15 protein-coding genes and 1 tRNA gene are annotated in these 16,978 nt (G+C 56.3%); 6 read left to right on the top strand and 10 right to left on the bottom strand.

The window, feature by feature from the left end:
- Positions 1–22 precede the first annotated feature (22 nt).
- Positions 23–250 carry an IS3 family transposase gene (locus BM152_RS15255; RefSeq protein WP_066598943.1) on the bottom strand — a complete coding sequence of 76 codons (228 nt, stop codon included), beginning with the start codon at positions 248–250 and terminating at the stop codon, positions 23–25.
- A 917-nt stretch (positions 251–1,167) separates the two neighbouring features.
- On the opposite strand from BM152_RS15255, the gene BM152_RS15260 reads away from it, so the two are divergent.
- Positions 1,168–2,172, top strand: coding sequence for an AraC family transcriptional regulator (locus BM152_RS15260; protein ID WP_066601530.1), 1,005 nt, complete (start codon positions 1,168–1,170; stop codon positions 2,170–2,172).
- 178 nt (positions 2,173–2,350) lie between these two features.
- On the opposite strand, the gene BM152_RS15265 is transcribed toward BM152_RS15260, so the two are convergent.
- The 7 genes from BM152_RS15265 to pdxH form a co-directional block, all read right to left on the bottom strand.
- On the bottom strand, positions 2,351–4,075 hold the full coding sequence (locus BM152_RS15265; RefSeq protein WP_074914405.1) for a TniQ family protein: 1,725 nt from the start codon (positions 4,073–4,075) through the stop codon (positions 2,351–2,353).
- Positions 4,076–4,262: 187 nt separating this feature from the next.
- Positions 4,263–4,523 carry a hypothetical protein gene (locus BM152_RS15270; protein WP_066601535.1) on the bottom strand — a complete coding sequence of 87 codons (261 nt, stop codon included), beginning with the start codon at positions 4,521–4,523 and terminating at the stop codon, positions 4,263–4,265.
- Positions 4,524–4,539: 16 nt separating this feature from the next.
- On the bottom strand, positions 4,540–8,232 hold the full coding sequence (locus BM152_RS15275; RefSeq protein ID WP_066601540.1) for a vitamin B12-dependent ribonucleotide reductase: 3,693 nt from the start codon (positions 8,230–8,232) through the stop codon (positions 4,540–4,542).
- Positions 8,233–9,233: 1,001 nt separating this feature from the next.
- Positions 9,234–9,310, bottom strand: a tRNA-Pro gene (locus tag BM152_RS15280).
- A gap of 48 nt (positions 9,311–9,358) precedes the next feature.
- On the bottom strand, positions 9,359–9,871 hold the full coding sequence (locus tag BM152_RS15285) for a DUF192 domain-containing protein (protein ID WP_066601541.1): 513 nt from the start codon (positions 9,869–9,871) through the stop codon (positions 9,359–9,361).
- Complete coding sequence (locus tag BM152_RS15290; protein WP_066601548.1) at positions 9,864–10,412, bottom strand: cold-shock protein; 549 nt, start codon at positions 10,410–10,412, stop codon at positions 9,864–9,866. Before BM152_RS15290 ends, BM152_RS15285 begins: the two co-directional genes overlap by 8 nt.
- A 162-nt stretch (positions 10,413–10,574) precedes the next feature.
- Entirely contained in the window at positions 10,575–11,180 is a 606-nt protein-coding gene (gene pdxH, locus BM152_RS15295; protein WP_066601552.1) for a pyridoxamine 5'-phosphate oxidase, read from the bottom strand.
- Positions 11,181–11,385: 205 nt separating this feature from the next.
- On the opposite strand from pdxH, the gene fabI reads away from it, so the two are divergent.
- The 5 genes from fabI (at position 11,386) to BM152_RS15320 (ending at position 15,350) form a co-directional block, all read left to right on the top strand.
- Positions 11,386–12,189 (top strand): enoyl-ACP reductase FabI, encoded by an 804-nt coding sequence (fabI, locus tag BM152_RS15300; protein ID WP_066601553.1) that lies wholly within the window; start codon positions 11,386–11,388, stop codon positions 12,187–12,189.
- 76 nt (positions 12,190–12,265) lie between these two features.
- Positions 12,266–12,880: a LysE family translocator gene (locus BM152_RS15305; RefSeq protein ID WP_066601557.1), complete on the top strand. Its 615-nt coding sequence runs from the start codon at positions 12,266–12,268 to the stop codon at positions 12,878–12,880.
- A gap of 34 nt (positions 12,881–12,914) precedes the next feature.
- Positions 12,915–13,418, top strand: coding sequence for a xanthine phosphoribosyltransferase (gpt, locus tag BM152_RS15310; protein WP_066601564.1), 504 nt, complete (start codon positions 12,915–12,917; stop codon positions 13,416–13,418).
- Between the two features lie 85 nt (positions 13,419–13,503).
- The gene (locus BM152_RS15315; protein ID WP_066601566.1) at positions 13,504–14,409 is read left to right on the top strand and encodes a DMT family transporter; all 906 of its coding nucleotides are present in this window, start codon (positions 13,504–13,506) and stop codon (positions 14,407–14,409) included.
- Positions 14,406–15,350, top strand: coding sequence for a lysophospholipid acyltransferase family protein (locus BM152_RS15320; protein WP_074914410.1), 945 nt, complete (start codon positions 14,406–14,408; stop codon positions 15,348–15,350). The genes BM152_RS15315 and BM152_RS15320 overlap by 4 nt, the downstream gene beginning before the upstream one ends.
- Here the strand turns inward: BM152_RS15320 and BM152_RS15325 are convergent.
- Positions 15,342–16,007 carry a PDC sensor domain-containing protein gene (locus tag BM152_RS15325; RefSeq protein ID WP_139222519.1) on the bottom strand — a complete coding sequence of 222 codons (666 nt, stop codon included), beginning with the start codon at positions 16,005–16,007 and terminating at the stop codon, positions 15,342–15,344. The two genes, BM152_RS15320 and BM152_RS15325, sit on opposite strands and share 9 nt — an antisense overlap.
- 98 nt (positions 16,008–16,105) lie before the next feature.
- Complete coding sequence (locus tag BM152_RS15330) at positions 16,106–16,891, bottom strand: DUF1223 domain-containing protein (protein ID WP_082715317.1); 786 nt, start codon at positions 16,889–16,891, stop codon at positions 16,106–16,108.
- Between the last annotated feature and the right edge of the window lie 87 nt (positions 16,892–16,978).

Below are 16,978 nucleotides of genomic sequence, written 5' to 3' on the forward strand. Positions count from 1 at the left end.
GTTCGCGGACTTACCCCACGATCTAGGCGTGGAGTTCCTTCACCTGCTCCTCATTGATCTCGGGATTCTTTCTGCCACCGCGTTCAAACACGCCGGAGGCGCCCTCAAAGAGCGCACGTTTCCATTGATGGATCATCGTCGGATGCACCCCGAACCGGCTTGCCAGCTCGGCGGCGGTCTCCTCACCCTTCAAGGCTTCCAGCGCGACCTTCGCCTTAAATTCAGGCGCATGTTGTTTGCGTTTCGACATCTCTGATCTCCTTTTCGTCGAAGATCAGCAGACTGCAAATCGTAGCTTACGTCACTGTCCGAATTTCGGGGGGTAGCTCAATGACACGGAAACCCTCCTTCTATTCTTTGTAGCTCAACAGAACATCTATGACTTGCGTGAGCTAGAATGTCCGCCATGGGCAGGGACCGGTCATACGGTTGGTCATACCCAAGCCTGCAAGGTCAAGATTTTCGTGTCGCACCGCCGCAAGTCCGGTTTGAGCGCAACTTGTTCATTTGTTTTTCTCGCCACATGAGCGCGCAGAACAGAAATCACTGCACGTGCTAGGAGACCGAAGCAGCTGCGTGGGGCGAAAATCGGTCATTGAGGCTCTTTGAAGCGAAGTAATGGCGTCACTTCACAGGGCGCGGGTCTTCGTGATGCATCGAAGGGATTTGGCCAAACCCCCAAATGAAGTGTTCTTCACGCAATGCGCGCCCAAGAATACCAGCAACAACACCCCGCCCAATGCTTGAATTGTATAGACTTTCGAATTCAAGCACCGATCTCCTGAAATCACCCCCTAGCCGTCCATTGACAAAGACCAAAGCACTTCCCGACATCGCTTCCGCAACTTTCCCTATAAGGTCACGGTCTTCGTCGTTCAGTCGCAAAATGGACACATCTATCTGTTGGCGGCAAATATGTATGCTGGTTGCGCCTTTAGATATAAACGCAGCCAAAAAAAAATGTATGAATACCCGAATAACCTCACCTAGGTTGAGGTGATTTTGTTTGATTCACGCATGAGTTGATGGGGATCTCTTGAGGAATTGTATTTATTTTCTGAATATTCTGCTGTTCGGCAGATATCGGCATCGCCATCTCGGCACAAAAGAACTGTGTTTCGGAGAAGCCCAAAGATACAAAACAGCCAATGCCCAAGGTGGACGCTCATGAAGGGTACGCCTTTTTTAGACACAGAAACACCACAAGTCCGTCAAGCTCAGGAAAAGCCGATCAAGAGTTGGGAAGACGTACACGAGTGGGGTCGTGAACGCGTTGCCTCGATACAGATCACCGCTTTGGAAAGGTCCGTTGAGCCTATTGGTATGCTCCATGCCCTGCAAGTGGGTCGCATCGGGGTTACTCGGACGATGTATGGAACATCTGCACGCATCGATGTTGAGGGATATTCAGCAGCACCTGTTATCGCAACGACCAACATACAAGGCCATGCACGACCTCAACTGGATGGTCAGGAAGCCCGCATCAACGGCAAAGATATGAGCTTTGTGTTCGACCTCTCTGAAGGCGATCATCATAGCCAATTGAGCGAAGATAATATTCAAAATCAGTTAGCATTCGACCCAAAGTTATTAGACGAGGTCAGTTACAGTTGGTTTGGCAATATCCCAGCCCGCAAAACATGGCAGTTTAGGACCAGTTTCGGTGGGCGTGGGACCCGTTGGCATGCCTGCCTACACTATGTAATGAGATTGATTTCTGAAACGTCGCATCCGCTATCAAGCCGGAATATAAGGCATGTTGAAGAAACTCTCAGCGTAAACCTTCTTGAGAGCTGGGCCGCACAAGCTGGTCTTGATCTCTCCGCCGAAGAACACGTTATCGTTCCCCGCGTCATCCGGATGGCGGAAGACTATATGGTCGAGCATGCTGCAGATGCACCAACACTGACCGAGATTGCGCAAGCCCTTGACATCAGTGTCAGAAACCTCACAATGAATTTCAAGAAATTCAGAGGTTGCACACCTGGTCAATTTCTTCGGGAGCAAAGATTACAAGTTGCGCGCAGTGAATTACTCTCCAGTGATCAAGAACAAACAGTTAGCCAGATTGCAGCAAGTTTGGGCTATATACATATGGGTGAGTTCGCAAAGGCCTATCGCAAACGTTTCGGTGAAAAACCTTCAGAAACCTTGAAGCGCACAATCTTGTAAGTGAAAGTTTCACTTACAAGATTCTCATTCCCGCCAACCGCATCACGCCTCTACTTTGCAAAGGGCGCTTCCTGCGCATTGCCGACCTTCGTGCCCGATGCAGTATGACAGATTGGCTCTGGTTGGGATTAAATGGCCGCTTAACCGTATTAGGCCATCCCTCGCGTCCATTTAACCCCTACACGCACGAGATAGCATCCTGTTCGACGATCCATTCTGTACCGTCAACCGAGTGTTCCAAGATAGGAATACCCGCTGCATCCATGCGTTTTTGAACCTCACGCACCTGAACACCATTTCGCCGTGCGAGAAGGCGCCTTGATACATAGGTTTCAGCAAATGCACGCAAACTGTCCGAGTTCACGACCGTCTTGCCCTGATGGGTTCTGTCATCTTGATCACCACGGAGGTCCAGATATCCCTTTTCAGCCAATTCACGCAAAAAGGTGACACTAATCCCTAACTCTTTGGAAACCTTGCTGATCGTTTGCCACCCTTTGGGATATTCGCGACCGAAAACCCGGTCCGCCTCTTCAATGTTGAGGCGTATCTCAGAAAACTGAAGATTGTCAGACGCCCGTGTTGTTTTTGAGAGCTCACCCGACAATACAGCCTCGTAGACAACAGCGACGCTCACGCCGTATTTACGTGCAGCAGAAGCAATATCATACCCTCTCGGGTGCCACGGCATTTCCTGCACCACAGGAAAACCCGCGTGCCGTTCCAAAAATTGAGTAATGTCCTCCTCTGAGAATCGAGGGCGTGCATGATCGCCTCCAACCGAATGGGTCAAGTATCCGGCAGATATCAACGTTTGCATTTGTGTGCGCGTCACTCCAAGGAATTGCTGCGCTTTTGACATACTAATTGCCCCAGATATAGCGCCGACGACATTTTGAACGTCTGTGGCGGCATAGATCTGTTCCACCTCGGGCAGGTTCAGCGTGCCAGATATGCCTGCATCTTTCATCAGATTTATGACGTGTTGCGGCCTATTCCCATAATCATGCGCTGCACTTAGAGCGGAATGGAACCTCCGTTTTTCGAGGCGATGCCCCAACACATCGGTACCGGTGTCTAAAGGCCAACTTTCGAGAATATGTTCACGCAGCAAGGTTTTCATCGGCTCATATTCGGGCGCGGCACCAGCTCCACGTTTCAGCCATTCATAAACAAGGCCGTAGCGCCCTTGTGGTCTCCATTGTGACTCACCAGGGCGCGTTCTCAAATCCATCAAGAGCGCAATCACTGCATCGCGCCCTTGAGCAAATATCCTGAATCCCTCATCCATCGCGAGAGCAATGTCTATCGGACTGCAATCAAAGATCTGACGGCCAGGTCCAAATACTTTTGCGGCGTTCATGATTTCGCAGAGCGATCCCAGCGCATCAAGAGGAAAAGCGTCAGACCAACCGAGCGGAAAGTTTTCTCCTGCCAATACCCGAGCAACATGGCGTTCATACAACGCACCATTATTGCTTTTCTGGTCCAGCTCACCATCCAGTGTTTCGGGGAGCCATGCCTCCCAGGTTTGATTGAACTCATGAGACGGACCAGGTTCTGGTGAATGCACCAAAAACAGTTGATGCTGTGGGCAAACACGAAAACAGCTGATTGACCACGTCATCCGTGCATATGCATTCAACGCGGTGATATCTGTAAGATCAGAACCGATATCATTCCGAAGGCAAGCTGGACAAACGCGGAACTGACCACGAAGTAGCCGTTGATCCTGGAAAAGATGGTCACCAAGCTGTACAGATTGCCCTACCCTTCTTTGAAAAGTTTGGCGCATTGCACGATCAATATCTGTCCCCAAAATCCCAGAGATTTTTTGAATATCCGCAGCGGCACCATTGAGCGCTTTTTTTGCTCGGGACGGCGAGGTAAAGTAAAAGATCAAATACTTCGCTCAGCCCAGCGTCATTCCGATCAACCTCACATCTTGAAAGAAAAAAGGGGAGCCAATATGGCCCCCTGAGGTTCGCTGATCAGGCTCACTATTTATACCGCCCGGTAGATTATTTGCCTGCGACCTGATCCGCGTCGGGAGCGAACGCATCCGCTCCTGAAACTCTTGTCTGCGCCCTTTAGTGCAGCACACGACCCGCAGAACTGTTGACGGAGAACACCGCCTTACAGCCCGCCTCCCCTGCATCGCGGTAGTCCTGAACCGAATAGGTCACCGAAAGCGACGGAACGCCGAGGACCGAGACCGCATGGGCGCGGTCATAGGCATCTGCCAGCGCGCCCATCACATTGCGGTCGAATTCCGCTTCGAGCGTGTTGCCCTTCATGGTCACACGATCAGCAGCACACAGCTGGCCTGCGATGTCGAAAACAAGGTTCATGGTCGTGTCCTTCCCCTTACGAACAGCCCGAAGTGCTGCCGCAGGTGTTGCATTTCATGCAGGTGCCGTTGCGCACCAGCGTGTAGTTGCCGCATTCGCCACAGGCCTCGCCCTCATAGCCCTGCATCTTGGCCTTGTCGCGCGCACTCATGGCGATAGTCCCTGAAGACAGCGCCGTTTGATCCGGCGACGCAGGCGCAGTCTTGGTTTCCGGCACCAAGGCGTGCAGCGCCGCTTCCGGATCGACGGAGCCATTCAGTGCGACCCCGCCCGACTGCATCCCGCCTTGCAGCACCACAAGGTCTTGCGGCAGGCGTTTGCGCAGGTAGCCTGTCGAAGAAATCTGCTTGAGCACTTCGATGGACTTGGCCGAGGCGCTTTCAGACGGGGCTTTGATGTTGGAGACACCTTCGGCGGCCTCTTTGTCCAGATCGTCAAACGACGCGCCTTGCGGTTTGACATGGGCCAGATCGGTGCGATCCAGATAGCTCACCGCCAACTCGCGGAAGATATAGTCGAGGATCGAGGTCGCGTTCTTGATCGAGTCATTGCCCTGCACCATGCCGGCCGGTTCGAACTTGGTGAAGGTGAAGGCATCGACGAATTCTTCAAGCGGTACACCGTATTGCAGCCCCACGGAGACGGCGATGGCGAAATTGTTCATCATCGCGCGGAAACCGGCGCCCTCTTTGTGCATGTCGATGAAGATTTCACCGAGCTTGCCATCCTCATACTCACCGGTGCGCAGATAGACCTTATGCCCGCCAACGATGGATTTCTGGGTGTAGCCCTTGCGACGGCTGGGCAGTTTTTCCCGCCCGCGCGCCACTTCCTTGATCACGACTTTCTCGACAATTTTCTCGGCCAGAACCTGCGCCTTTTCCTGTGCAGTGCCGGTGGCAAGAATTTCTTCGGCCTCGTCATCGTCTTCGATGAGCGCGGAGGCGAGCGGCTGGCTCAGTTTCGAGCCGTCGCGGTAGAGCGCATTGGCCTTGGTGCCCAGAGACCATGACAACTCATAGGCTTTCAGACAGTCCTCGATGGTGGCGTCATTGGGCATATTGATCGTCTTGGAGATCGCTCCCGAGATGAACGACTGTGCGGCGGCCATCATGGTGATGTGGCTTTCAACCGACAGGTAACGCGTGCCCTTGCGACCACAGGCATTGGCGCAATCGAAGATGTGATAATGCTCTTCTTTGAGATGCGGCGCACCTTCCAGTGTCATGGTCCCGCAAACATGGTCATTGGCCGCTTCAATGTCCTGTTTCGTGAAACCAAGGCTGCGCAGCAGATCGAATGTCGGATCGTTGAGCTTCTCCGTCGGGATCCCCAGTGTTCCGGTGCAGAATTCCTCGCCCAGCGTCCACTGGTTGAAGACAAAACGGATGTCAAAGGCCGAGGGCAGCGCCGCTTCGATCTTTTCGATCTGTGCAGGGCCAAAACCGTGACCGATCAGTGCCGTGTGGTTGATCCCAGGCGCATTGCCAAGCGTGCCATGCCCCACGGCATAGGACACGATCTCTTCGATCTCTGCCGAGCCGTAGCCCAGTTTTTCGAGGGCGGCGGGCACGGATTGGTTGATGATTTTGAAATAACCGCCACCGGCGAGTTTCTTGAATTTCACCAGTGCGAAATCCGGCTCGATCCCCGTGGTGTCGCAATCCATCACCAAACCGATGGTCCCCGTCGGCGCGATCACAGAGACCTGCGCATTGCGGTAACCGTGTTTTTCACCCAGCGCCAACGCCTCGTCCCATGCGGATTTGGCGAGTGCAACCAGATGCGCGTCGGGGCAGTTTTCGTGATCCAGAGCAACCGGCTTGACCTCAAGCCCTTCGTAGCCCGTGGCCTTGCCATAGGCGGCGGTGCGGTGATTGCGAATGACGCGCAGCATGTGCTCGCGGTTCGCCTCAAAGCGCGAAAACGCCCCCAGTTCACCGGCAATCTCCGCCGAGGTCGTATAGGACACACCGGTCATGATCGCGGTCAAGGCGCCGGTCATCGCGCGGCCTTCGTCGCTGTCATAGCCCAGCCCCATGTTCATCAACAGCCCGCCGATATTGGCATAGCCAAGCCCCAGCGTGCGGAAGTCATAGCTGCGCTGAGCAATCTCTTTTGAGGGGAACTGCGCCATCATCACAGAGATTTCCAGCGTCAGCGTCCAGATGCGGGTCGCATGCATGTAGCTTTCCGCATCGAACACACCGTCATGCAGGAAGGTCAGCAGGTTCATCGAGGCAAGGTTACAGGCCGTGTCATCAAGGAACATATATTCCGAGCACGGGTTCGAGCCGCGGATCGCGCCATCTTCGGGACAGGTGTGCCATGCATTGATCGTGTCGTGGAACTGGATGCCCGGATCGGCACAGGCCCAAGCAGCGTGCCCCACCTGCTCCCAGAGATCACGCGCCCGCACCGTCTTGGCCACGCCGCCATCCGTGCGGCGCAGAAGTTCCCACTCGGCATCGTCTTTCACGGCCTTGAGGAAGGCATCCGTGACGCGCACGGAGTTATTGGAATTCTGACCGGAGACGGAGGCATAAGCCTCGGAATCCCAATCCGTGTCATAGGTCGGGAATTCGATGGAGGAATAGCCCTGCTTGGCGTAGTCCAGCACCCGTTTGACGTAGGTCTCGGGAATGGCGCAATGTTTCGCGCCTTTGATGGCCGCTTTCAGCGCAGGGTTTTTCTTCGGATCAAAGGCATCGTCCTCGGCCCCGTCCCATGTGCCGATGGCGTCGAAAATCTCGTTCAACTGGCGTTCGTGCATCTTGGAGCCAGCGACGATGGAGGCCACCTTCTGCTCTTCGATCACCTTCCAGTTGATGAACTCTTCAATATCGGGGTGATCCATGTCGCAGATCACCATCTTGGCAGCGCGCCGCGTGGTGCCCCCGGATTTGATTGCTCCTGCCGCGCGATCGCCGATTTTCAAAAAGCCCATAAGTCCGGAGGATTTACCACCCCCGGAGAGGCTTTCATTCGCCGCACGTAGGCTGGAGAAGTTGGTGCCCGTGCCGGAACCGTATTTGAACAGACGCGCCTCGCGCACCCAAAGATCCATGATCCCGCCGTCGGAGACCAGATCATCGGCCACGGATTGAATAAAACAGGCGTGAGGCTGCGGGTGTTCATAGGCAGAGGACGACCGTGTTAGCTCGCCGGTCTTGTAGTCAACATAGTAATGCCCTTGCCCCGGTCCATCGATGCCATAGGCCCAATGCAGACCGGTGTTGAACCATTGCGGCGAGTTGGGCGCACCCATCTGCGCGGCGAGCATAAAACGCATTTCATCGTAATAGGCTTTGGCATCCTCTTCAGAGGTGAAATAGCCGCCTTTCCAGCCCCAATAGGTCCATGCGCCAGCCAGGCGGTCGAACACCTGTTTCGCAGACGTCTCGCCAACAAACCGTTCGTTTTCAGGAAGTTGTGCCAGTTTTTCCTCGTCGGGAACGGAGCGCCAAAGGAAGGACGGGACGCCTTTTTCGCGGACTTTTTTCAGGGCGGCCGGGATGCCGGCCTTGCGGAAATATTTCTGGGCGATCACGTCGGAGGCGACCTGTGACCACTTTGCGGGGACTTCGCAATCATCGAGCTTGAAAACCACCGTTCCGTCCGGATTTCGAATTTCCGAGGAGGTTCTGGTGAACTCCAGATCCGCATAAGCGTCCTGATCTGCTGCCGTAAATTTCCGCTCGATCTTCATTTTGCCCCAACCATCTCACTACCGCGCTTGTGGCGCTCATTTATACCCGCGCCGATCATCTACATCTTGTGTCGCAGCAGCGAGAAAGACCTCTGATCCTTACGAACATAACCTTCCCGCTCCGAGGAGCCGGTGGCTATCGGTCGCGTAACAGATTCGTCTGTGATCATCGGCAGATCTTCGGTGGAAAAACCCTGTTTTTATACGCTGCTTCCGATGTTTTCCCGCAATTCCTGCGAAAACCGGAGCCAGCCCTGCGCGGTTAAGTCCCCCAAAGACCCTTGTCCCTCGCCGCTCGAGAGACACTAAATGTAGTGCATTACCCAACCGGCTCCCACAATGTGCAGCGCTCCTGCCTGTCGGTCAACGCAAAATTTACACTTTTGTTTTGCAAAAATCATTTGACGAAATTTACCCACAGGACACTTCGATTCGCCCACTGAGCCATTAACTCTTTTTCCTTTGTTTCCCATAGGTTTCCGGAAACTCGTTAAGATTATAAACAAGCCCATGTGGATAACTGAAAGATTGTCTCAATCCGCAATTTTCTGCTCACGGCACTGTGAGTGCCCGGAAGATAGGCACACAACATATAGTGGCTCAACCCAGAGTGGACAAAGGCGGAAAATCCCGTATTCCTACGGAAAAACGCTGTTCCAAGGCCATTTTGAGCCAGAAAATCGCCCCATGCCCCCACAAGAGCATGTGGTCTCCCTACCCATACAAAAATGCGAATCATTTTTATGACAGGGTCTCTGAAAAGGCTACGACTCCATTTAGGATTCGGAGAGACTCGCCTCTTAACCCATCTCAACGAGCGATAGGTTTCCCCCCTTCGAACACCGTCGGATTGCTGTCGGACAAGTGTCGGACATCTGTCGGGCACGCAGAGCATAGGCAAACATGCCATAAACACGCATCCGCCAACCCCGCCCCAATGAACAGCATGACACAGTGATGACGTGGACCGCGATGATAGTGTGAAGAGATGTGAGTAAAAGTGGTCGGGGCGGCGAGATTCGAACTCACGACCCCCTGTACCCAAAACAGGTGCGCTACCAGACTGCGCCACGCCCCGACCGTGCGCCTCTCCTAACCCGAGAAAACGCGATTGAAAAGAGCTTATTCACTTAAAACAGGGATCAACTGCATCATTCCCGAACGCAGGATGGCGCAGCACATCGCCCGGACGGATGTCGAGCGCCTTGGCCAGACCGCCGTTGATCTCCAAAACGGCGAAAACCGCATCCCCACCGGGAATCGCCGTGCGATCCAGTGGAACGGCCTCCTCATGGACACGGGTCACAACTCCGCGCCGGTCCACAAAGATCATATCAAGCGGAATTAGCGTGTTCGCCATCCAGAAGGCCACCGGCTGCGGCTTTTCATAAACGAACAACATGCCATGCGTACGCGCCATCTCCGGACGGTTCATCAACCCCAAGGCGCGTTCTTCGGCATCATCAGCAATTTCGACAGAAAAGCGGACCACGTCAGCCCCGTTCGCATCCGGACTGGTCACAATGACCTCATCGGCACGGCAATGGCTTTCGGCCAGAAGCGGCACTGGCGAGAGGGTGATCCCTCCGGCAATCAGGCCTGCGCAGGCCCACGACAGCAGGCCCCGCAGATCAGTCATCAAACGCCTCGTCCTGCTCCGCTTCACGCAGAGCCACATCCCAAGCGGTGACATGCGCCGCCATGCGACCGCGACGTCCCTCGATCACCCGCAGACCAACGGCCTCACCGGGCATCAAATCGGCCAAACCGGAGCGGCGCAGCACTTCGATATGCACAAAAACATCCTCGGGACGCCCGAAAACATTTGCAAAACCAAAGCCTTTGCCCTTGTCGAACCATTTCACGCGCGCGGGCTCCAGCGGCAGGTTCAGACTCTCCTCGTCCACCTCTTCGAGGTCTTCAAGCACCGGACCGGTTCCGGGCGCCGGAGGAGCGATTTCCAGCACCTCGATCGCCTGCACGCCGCGATCCGTGCTTTGCACAACGAGACGTACCTCGGCGGCATCCGCCACAGAACTTTGTCCGAAGTTACGCAGCACATTCGCATGCAACAAAATGTCCGGACCACCATCATCGGCGACCACGAACCCAAAACCGCGTGTCGGATCGAACCATTTTACATGCCCCGAAACGATATTCCCCAAATCTGTGTCGTTCATTGTCTCTTTTACTCAATAAGGGCCAATCCAAAAGACCGGCCCATCACAGGGGGCACCTGCCCCTCATCCCGGCGCGACCCTGTGACAATACGCCCGAAGGTTCAACCCTCTTCCGCCTGTCTTTTTGTGCAAGAGGCAGGTTTACCCAACGTCAAGCAATACTCAAGGATTCAAGCGGACAATTTCCCACGCATCCTGCGGCGTGGCGCGACTCCAGCGGAAGCGGTCATGCAGACGGAACTCGCCATCGGCCCAGAATTCGATCTCCAGCGGCGTGATCCGGTAGCCGCCCCAGAACGGCGGGCGCTTCGGATTGGGACCGTGTTTCATGCCCTCTTTGGCCACAGCTTCCATCAGCGCAGCCTTGCTTTCAAGCGGGCGCGACTGCTTGCTGGCCCATGCGCCAATTCGCGATCCCAGTGCGCGCGATTTGTAATAGGCATCCGAAGCCTCGGCAGTTTCGCGTGTCACCAAACCGCGCACACGCACCTGCCGGCGCAGGCTTTTCCAATGCATCACAAATGCAGCTTTTCCTGCATTTTCAATTTCTTGCCCCTTGGCGCTCTCGTAATTTGTGAAAAAGACGAAAGCATCATCGGCGATTTCCTTGAGCAGCACCATGCGCACATTAGGCAGCCCGTCGCCATCCACCGTCGCAATCGCAATGGCGTTGGGGTCGTTGATTTCCTTGGCTTCGGCTTCTTTCAACCAACGCCGCGAAATCTCGAACGGGTCGTCTCCTTTGAAAATACCTTTGCGTGGCATCATGGCGGCTCTCCTTTTGATCCCTCTCTCGATAATCCGAACCTTGCGGTCCGACAAGGGCGCAGCATTGAGCCACAGCGCCGCACAGGCGGTTTGCGGCCTTCCGTGTGACCCCACGTCACGAATTTACCGGGGCCACACTTGATCGCTTTGCGCAAAACCCCTAAAGCACGTTTCAACACCAATAATAAGCGGATAATAGGACGCCATGAGCAAACTGATGGAAGGAAAGCGCGGGCTGATTATGGGCCTCGCGAATGACAAATCAATCGCATGGGGCATCGCCAAAGCGCTTTCCGAACACGGGGCAGAGCTGTGCTTCTCTTACCAGGGCGAGCAACTGAAGAAACGCGTGATCCCTCTGGCCGAGCGGCTGGGTTCTGATTTCGTCGTGGAATGTGATGTGTCCGAAGAGGCCTCCATCGATGCGCTCTTTGACGCGATCAAGGAAAAATGGGGCAAGATCGACTTTATCGTTCATGCCATCGGCTTTTCCGACAAGAACGAATTGCGCGGTCGCTATGTCGACACCACCCGCGCCAATTTCAATCTGACAATGGACATCTCGGTCTACTCCTTTACCGCCGTTGCACAGCGCGCGGCGAAGCTGATGACCGAGGGCGGCTCCATGCTCACCATGACTTATTACGGTGCCGAACGTGTCATGCCGCATTACAATGTGATGGGCGTGGCCAAGGCGGCTCTGGAAGCCTCCGTGCGCTATCTGGCCGAGGATCTGGGCAAGGACGGCATTCGCGTGAACGCCATTTCCGCCGGTCCGATCAAGACGCTGGCCGCCTCAGGCATCGGGGACTTCCGCTACATCATGAAGTGGAACGAATACAACTCGCCGCTGCGCCGCAATGTGACCATCGACGATGTGGGCGGCTCCGCGCTCTATCTGCTGTCCGATCTGGGCTCTGGCGTGTCGGGCGAGACGCACCATGTGGACGCGGGCTATCATGTCGTGGGCATGAAAGCCGTGGATGCCCCCGATATGTCAAAGGGCTGATCCGCCACAGATATACTATTTCTAACGGGGGCTTCGGCTCCCGTTTTTGTCTGCACCTTCTGGGAGGAAAGACCGCATGACACCGACCGTTTTCCTGTCGATCCTGAGTATCCACCTCATCGCGGCCATGAGCCCCGGCCCCTCTTTCGTGGTCAGCGTGCGCACCGCTGCCTCCGAAGGGTTCCGCCCCGCCTTCGGTCTTGCCGTTGCCTTCGGTGCCGGTGCTGTGATCTGGGCCATCGCTGCCATGTCCGGCCTGTCGGTCCTGTTTGAAATTTTCCCGCGCGCCTACATGATCTTCAAAATCGCAGGCGGGCTGTTCCTCATCTGGATCGGGCTCAAAACCCTGCGCCACGCGCGTGACCCGCTGCCGGACGCCACAACGCTGGCCAGCCCGCGCTCTCTGGCCAATGCGGTGCGACTCGGTCTCATGACCCAACTGTCGAATCCGAAACCCGCCATCTTCTTCGGAGCCGTTTTTGCAGGGCTGATCCCGCCTGAAACCTCCCTTGGCGTTAAGGCGATATTATTGTTTTTCGTCTTTTTTGACGAAACCCTGTGGTATGTGATTGTCGCCCGCGTGTTTTCGCGGCAAAAAGCACGACAAGCCTATGGCCGAGCCAAGCTCTGGACCGACCGTGCCCTCGGCGGGATGATCGCCATATTCGGGCTTCGGATCGCCAGCACCTGACCGGCCCCGCCATTTTGATGAAAGGATGAAAGAGATGTCCGAGCGCCTGCCCCACGAAAAAGGCTTTCACATCAGTTGGGACCAGATTCACCGTGACAGCCGCGCGCTGGCATGGCGTCTGGATGGCAAAGGTCCCGATGACGGCGCATGGCGTGCCATCGTGGCCATCACGCGCGGCGGCATGGCGCCTGCCATGATCATCGCACGCGAGCTGGACATCCGAACGGTCGATACGATCTCCGTGAAATCCTATGACCACCAAAGCCAGTCCGAGGCCGAGGTGCTCAACTCCCCGAATGAGGACATGATGGGCGATGGCACCGGCGTGCTGATCATCGACGATCTGGTGGATAGCGGCAAAACGCTGGAACTCGTGCGCTCGCTCTACCCGAACGCGCATTTCGCCACTGTTTACGCCAAGCCCAAAGGCCGCCCGCAAGTGGACAGCTACATCACGGAAGTGTCTCAGGACACATGGATTTTCTTCCCGTGGGATATGGCGATGCAATATGTCAAACCCTACCGTGGGCGCGACTGATCCACAGGCAAAGCGCGGCGGATGGTCGGAGGCCCATAGCTCTGACCATCTGGACAAAACCCAACGCCGCACATAGCGTCACCGGATGATCTGGTTTTCCCGCCTGCCCGCGCAATCGCGCGGCATCCTCTACATGCTGATCTCCATCATCGTGTTCTCGTCGATGGACATGACCGCCAAGCTTTTGGGGGAACGGGTTGACCTGTCCCAAGTGCTCTGGGCGCGCTATGGAGGTCAGCTTTTGCTGCTGGTTCTGGTCTTTGCACTGCGCCTGAGACGCGCCCTTGTGACCCAGCACCCTTGGCTACAACTCGCCCGCGGCTTGATGCAGCTTGGCGCGGCGGCCTGTTTCTTTGGCGCACTGCGCACACAGGGTCTGGCGGAGACCACAGCCGTGGCCGATCTTGCCCCTGTGCTGATCACCTTGGGAGCAGCACTCTTTCTGGGCGAAAAGGTCGGCCCGCGCCGCATGGCCGGAATCGGCGCGGCGCTGATCGGGGCCTTGATCATCATCCGTCCCGGTGCAGCCGTCTTTTCTCCCACCGCGCTCTGGCCGCTGGGCACCGCCCTCTGTCTGGCGGGCTATGCACTGGCCACGCGCTATATCGGGCTGAAGGAAAGCCCGCTGACCGGATTGCTTTATTCCGGTCTGATCTGCACCGCGATCCTGAGTCTGATTGTGCCCTTCCGCTGGGTGGCGCCTGACGGGATGGCAATCGCGCTTATGGCGGTGATCGGCTGCATCGGGACGCTGGGTCAGTTGATGATGATCCGTGCCTATGCCGTGGCAGAAGCCTCCGTCATCGCGCCGTTTTCCTATGTGGGACTTCTCGCGGCTTCCGGTTGGGGGTTTGTGGTCTTTGGCACCCTGCCCGACCGCTGGACCGTGCTCGGTGCTCTTGTGATCGTCGCGGCCGGGCTCTATGTCTGGCAACGGGAACGCAAGAGCGGCACGGCGCAGCCTGTGCCCGAAGAAATGGGTCAGCCATGAACATCAAACGCGGTGAGATCGAAGGCACGCTGGGGCAATATCTTGGCAATCTTGCAACCCGGGGGCTTTTGTCTCTGGCACTCGCTTTGCCCTATAAAAGCCGTGTGCGGTTCATGGGCTGGTTCATGTCGCGCGTTTTTGCGCCTTTGGCGGGGTATAGCAAAAGGGTGCGCGAAAACCTCCACCATGTGATGCCGGAGCTTCCCGAGGCCGAGGTCAAACGGCTAATGCGCGATGTGCCGAACAATGCGGGACGCACGCTGATCGAGATCTATTCCGGCCCCGAATTTATCGCCAAGATGAAAGACATCCGGCTGGAAGGCCCAGGAGCCGGGATTTTGCGCGAGGCGCGTGACAACCGGCGTCCCGTGATCCTGCACACGGGGCATTTCGGCAATTATGACGCGCCGCGTGCGGCGCTCATCGCCCATGGCTATGATGTCGGCTCGCTTTACAACCCGATGAAGAACAAGTTCTTCAACGCGCATTATGTCAAAGCCATCGGCACCATCGGACAGCCGCTCTTTCCACGCGGGCGCAGAGGTTATGCAAAGCTGCTGAAACATCTGAAATCCGGTGGCATGATCGGCTTTCTCTCCGATGTCTATGTGCGCCACGGCGCGATCCTGAGTTTCTTTGGCAAACCGGCGCGCACCGCGCTTTCTGCCGCCGAGCTTGCGCTCAAATACGATGCGCTCTTGGTGCCGATTTATGGCGTGCGTCTTGAAGACGGGTTGAATTTCCGCGTTCGGGTCGAAGCCCCCATTCCCCACAGCACACCGGAAGAGATGGCGCAGGCGCTCAATGACAGTCTGGAGGCCATCACCCGTCAGCATATGGAGCAATGGTTCTGGATCCATCGCCGCTGGAAACCGGAGCGGTTGCCGAAGGATGCGGAAGATGTTCTCAAAAAGGCGATGAGCGAGGACACGTCACAGTAACAGGTCCACAACAAGCCCCACAGTCACAGCACCAATCGGCTCGCCCGACGTCGGGTCTGTGATCGTGGCGGAGACCTGAGCCTGTGACACGCCGGTGGAGGGATCAAATTCGATCTCGCCAATCTCCATCCCGTTAGCCCCCTGCCCGAAGGACTTCTGGAATTTCGCCTCGTCCCCTTGCCAGTAATCCGAGGTCGCGGTTGCAGAGGCCACATTCAGCCCGCGCGCATCCATGACAAACAGTTCCGAAATCTCACCGCCCGCCATAGCGACCTTGTTCAAAAGCAGTTCCGCAGGGCGTCCCTTGAGAACCGTATCAAGCAAAGGCTGCTCCTCCTGCTGCAACTGTTCGCGCCATTGTTGGTCGAGGTCCAAAATCTCCGCGTCGCTCAACTCGGCTGTGCGGGCATTTTGCTCCCGCAGGGCGACGAGCAATAGTGATTCCTTAATGAGGTCAGCCATCTCCGTTTCAAAATAGCTGCGCAGGGCCTCTTCGACCCGCGTTTTGTCACCGCTTTCGCTGGCCATCGCGGGCAAAAGGCCGCCAACCCATAGGAGCAGCGCGGCGCTTAGGATCGCATAGCCCCTAAAAGACAGGCGCAGAAGTGAATGGCGCGTGCGGGACATCAGAGGAAAACACAGGGAATCTGGGCGCATATCGATCTCCGTCATGGTCGCTTTGGCGAATACGGGACCGTTCTAGCAGCCAAGCCTTTACGCAGGATTAAGAGCCTGCGGACTTATTACAAAGGATTTTAGTGATCTGTTTCCGCACGTACAGCGGCCAGAATGGGACCGGGGCCTTGCGGACCGGCGGCCTGTAGGATGACCGCAGCGTGATCCGGCCCCTCAAGATCGAGCGAAACCGCCAAGGGCGCCGCGCCGTTCCAGTCCGCCAGAGGCCGCCATTCGGTGACAATATTGGAATATTCCACATCACGGCCCGCATTTTCGCCACGGGTGATGGCCACGCGCTCATGGGGATCAAAGCGCACGATCTGCAAGCGCATCAGCGGCGGCAGCGCGCCGGTGGGCGTGGCGACGATGTGAAGCTGGTCGTTTTTGACCGAGACGGACAAGGACACAGGCGCCGCCGGCTTGCTCCGGTGACGCATGATGAGATCGACCAGACGCATGGGCTTGGCCCCCACGAGGTGATCCGCGCCCTGCACGATCAGTTGCGGCGTGTAGATGGTGCGTTTGCCAACGGCATGGGCGTAAGCCTTTTGCCGCAAGGTGAATTCCGGCTTGGCGAAATTGTCGCGCCAGCCGATGTAATCCCAGTAATCCACATGGAGCGAGAGCGGCAGAACATCGTCACGACCAGCCAGTTCCGTCATCATCTCATCCGCCGGAGGACAGGAGGAACAGCCCTGAGAGGTGAACAGCTCCACCACCACAAGCGGCGGATGGGGGTTGGCCATGCTGTCCTGTGCGGCAAGGGGCGCAGCCACTGGCAGAGCCAGAGACGCAGCCAGAATCCCGCCTCTCAAAAGATGAGAAGGGAGGATATGAGAAAAGGCTGCCAGAATCTGTCGCATGAAGGCTCCGTTGGTTGCGCAACAGGTTTAAGACGAATGCGCCCGTGAGGCCAATCAAGGAATTGCGATAAGTCGTTACAGAGCTAT

It is taken from the genome of Celeribacter halophilus, assembly GCF_900114135.1.
GTDB lineage: Bacteria > Pseudomonadota > Alphaproteobacteria > Rhodobacterales > Rhodobacteraceae > Celeribacter > Celeribacter halophilus.

Excerpts from the sequence above, each read along its gene's own strand:
- BM152_RS15255 (WP_066598943.1), bottom strand. The coding sequence starts at position 250 with ATGTCGAAACGCAAACAACATGCGCCTGAATTTAAGGCGAAGGTCGCG.
- BM152_RS15260 (WP_066601530.1), top strand. The coding sequence starts at position 1,168 with ATGAAGGGTACGCCTTTTTTAGACACAGAAACACCACAAGTCCGTCAA.
- BM152_RS15270 (WP_066601535.1), bottom strand. The coding sequence starts at position 4,523 with ATGAACCTTGTTTTCGACATCGCAGGCCAGCTGTGTGCTGCTGATCGT.
- BM152_RS15275 (WP_066601540.1), bottom strand. The coding sequence starts at position 8,232 with ATGAAGATCGAGCGGAAATTTACGGCAGCAGATCAGGACGCTTATGCG.
- BM152_RS15285 (WP_066601541.1), bottom strand. The coding sequence starts at position 9,871 with ATGACTGATCTGCGGGGCCTGCTGTCGTGGGCCTGCGCAGGCCTGATT.
- BM152_RS15290 (WP_066601548.1), bottom strand. The coding sequence starts at position 10,412 with ATGAACGACACAGATTTGGGGAATATCGTTTCGGGGCATGTAAAATGG.
- pdxH (WP_066601552.1), bottom strand. The coding sequence starts at position 11,180 with ATGATGCCACGCAAAGGTATTTTCAAAGGAGACGACCCGTTCGAGATT.
- fabI (WP_066601553.1), top strand. The coding sequence starts at position 11,386 with ATGAGCAAACTGATGGAAGGAAAGCGCGGGCTGATTATGGGCCTCGCG.
- BM152_RS15305 (WP_066601557.1), top strand. The coding sequence starts at position 12,266 with ATGACACCGACCGTTTTCCTGTCGATCCTGAGTATCCACCTCATCGCG.
- gpt (WP_066601564.1), top strand. The coding sequence starts at position 12,915 with ATGTCCGAGCGCCTGCCCCACGAAAAAGGCTTTCACATCAGTTGGGAC.
- BM152_RS15315 (WP_066601566.1), top strand. The coding sequence starts at position 13,504 with ATGATCTGGTTTTCCCGCCTGCCCGCGCAATCGCGCGGCATCCTCTAC.
- BM152_RS15320 (WP_074914410.1), top strand. The coding sequence starts at position 14,406 with ATGAACATCAAACGCGGTGAGATCGAAGGCACGCTGGGGCAATATCTT.
- BM152_RS15325 (WP_139222519.1), bottom strand. The coding sequence starts at position 16,007 with ATGCGCCCAGATTCCCTGTGTTTTCCTCTGATGTCCCGCACGCGCCAT.
- BM152_RS15330 (WP_082715317.1), bottom strand. The coding sequence starts at position 16,891 with ATGCGACAGATTCTGGCAGCCTTTTCTCATATCCTCCCTTCTCATCTT.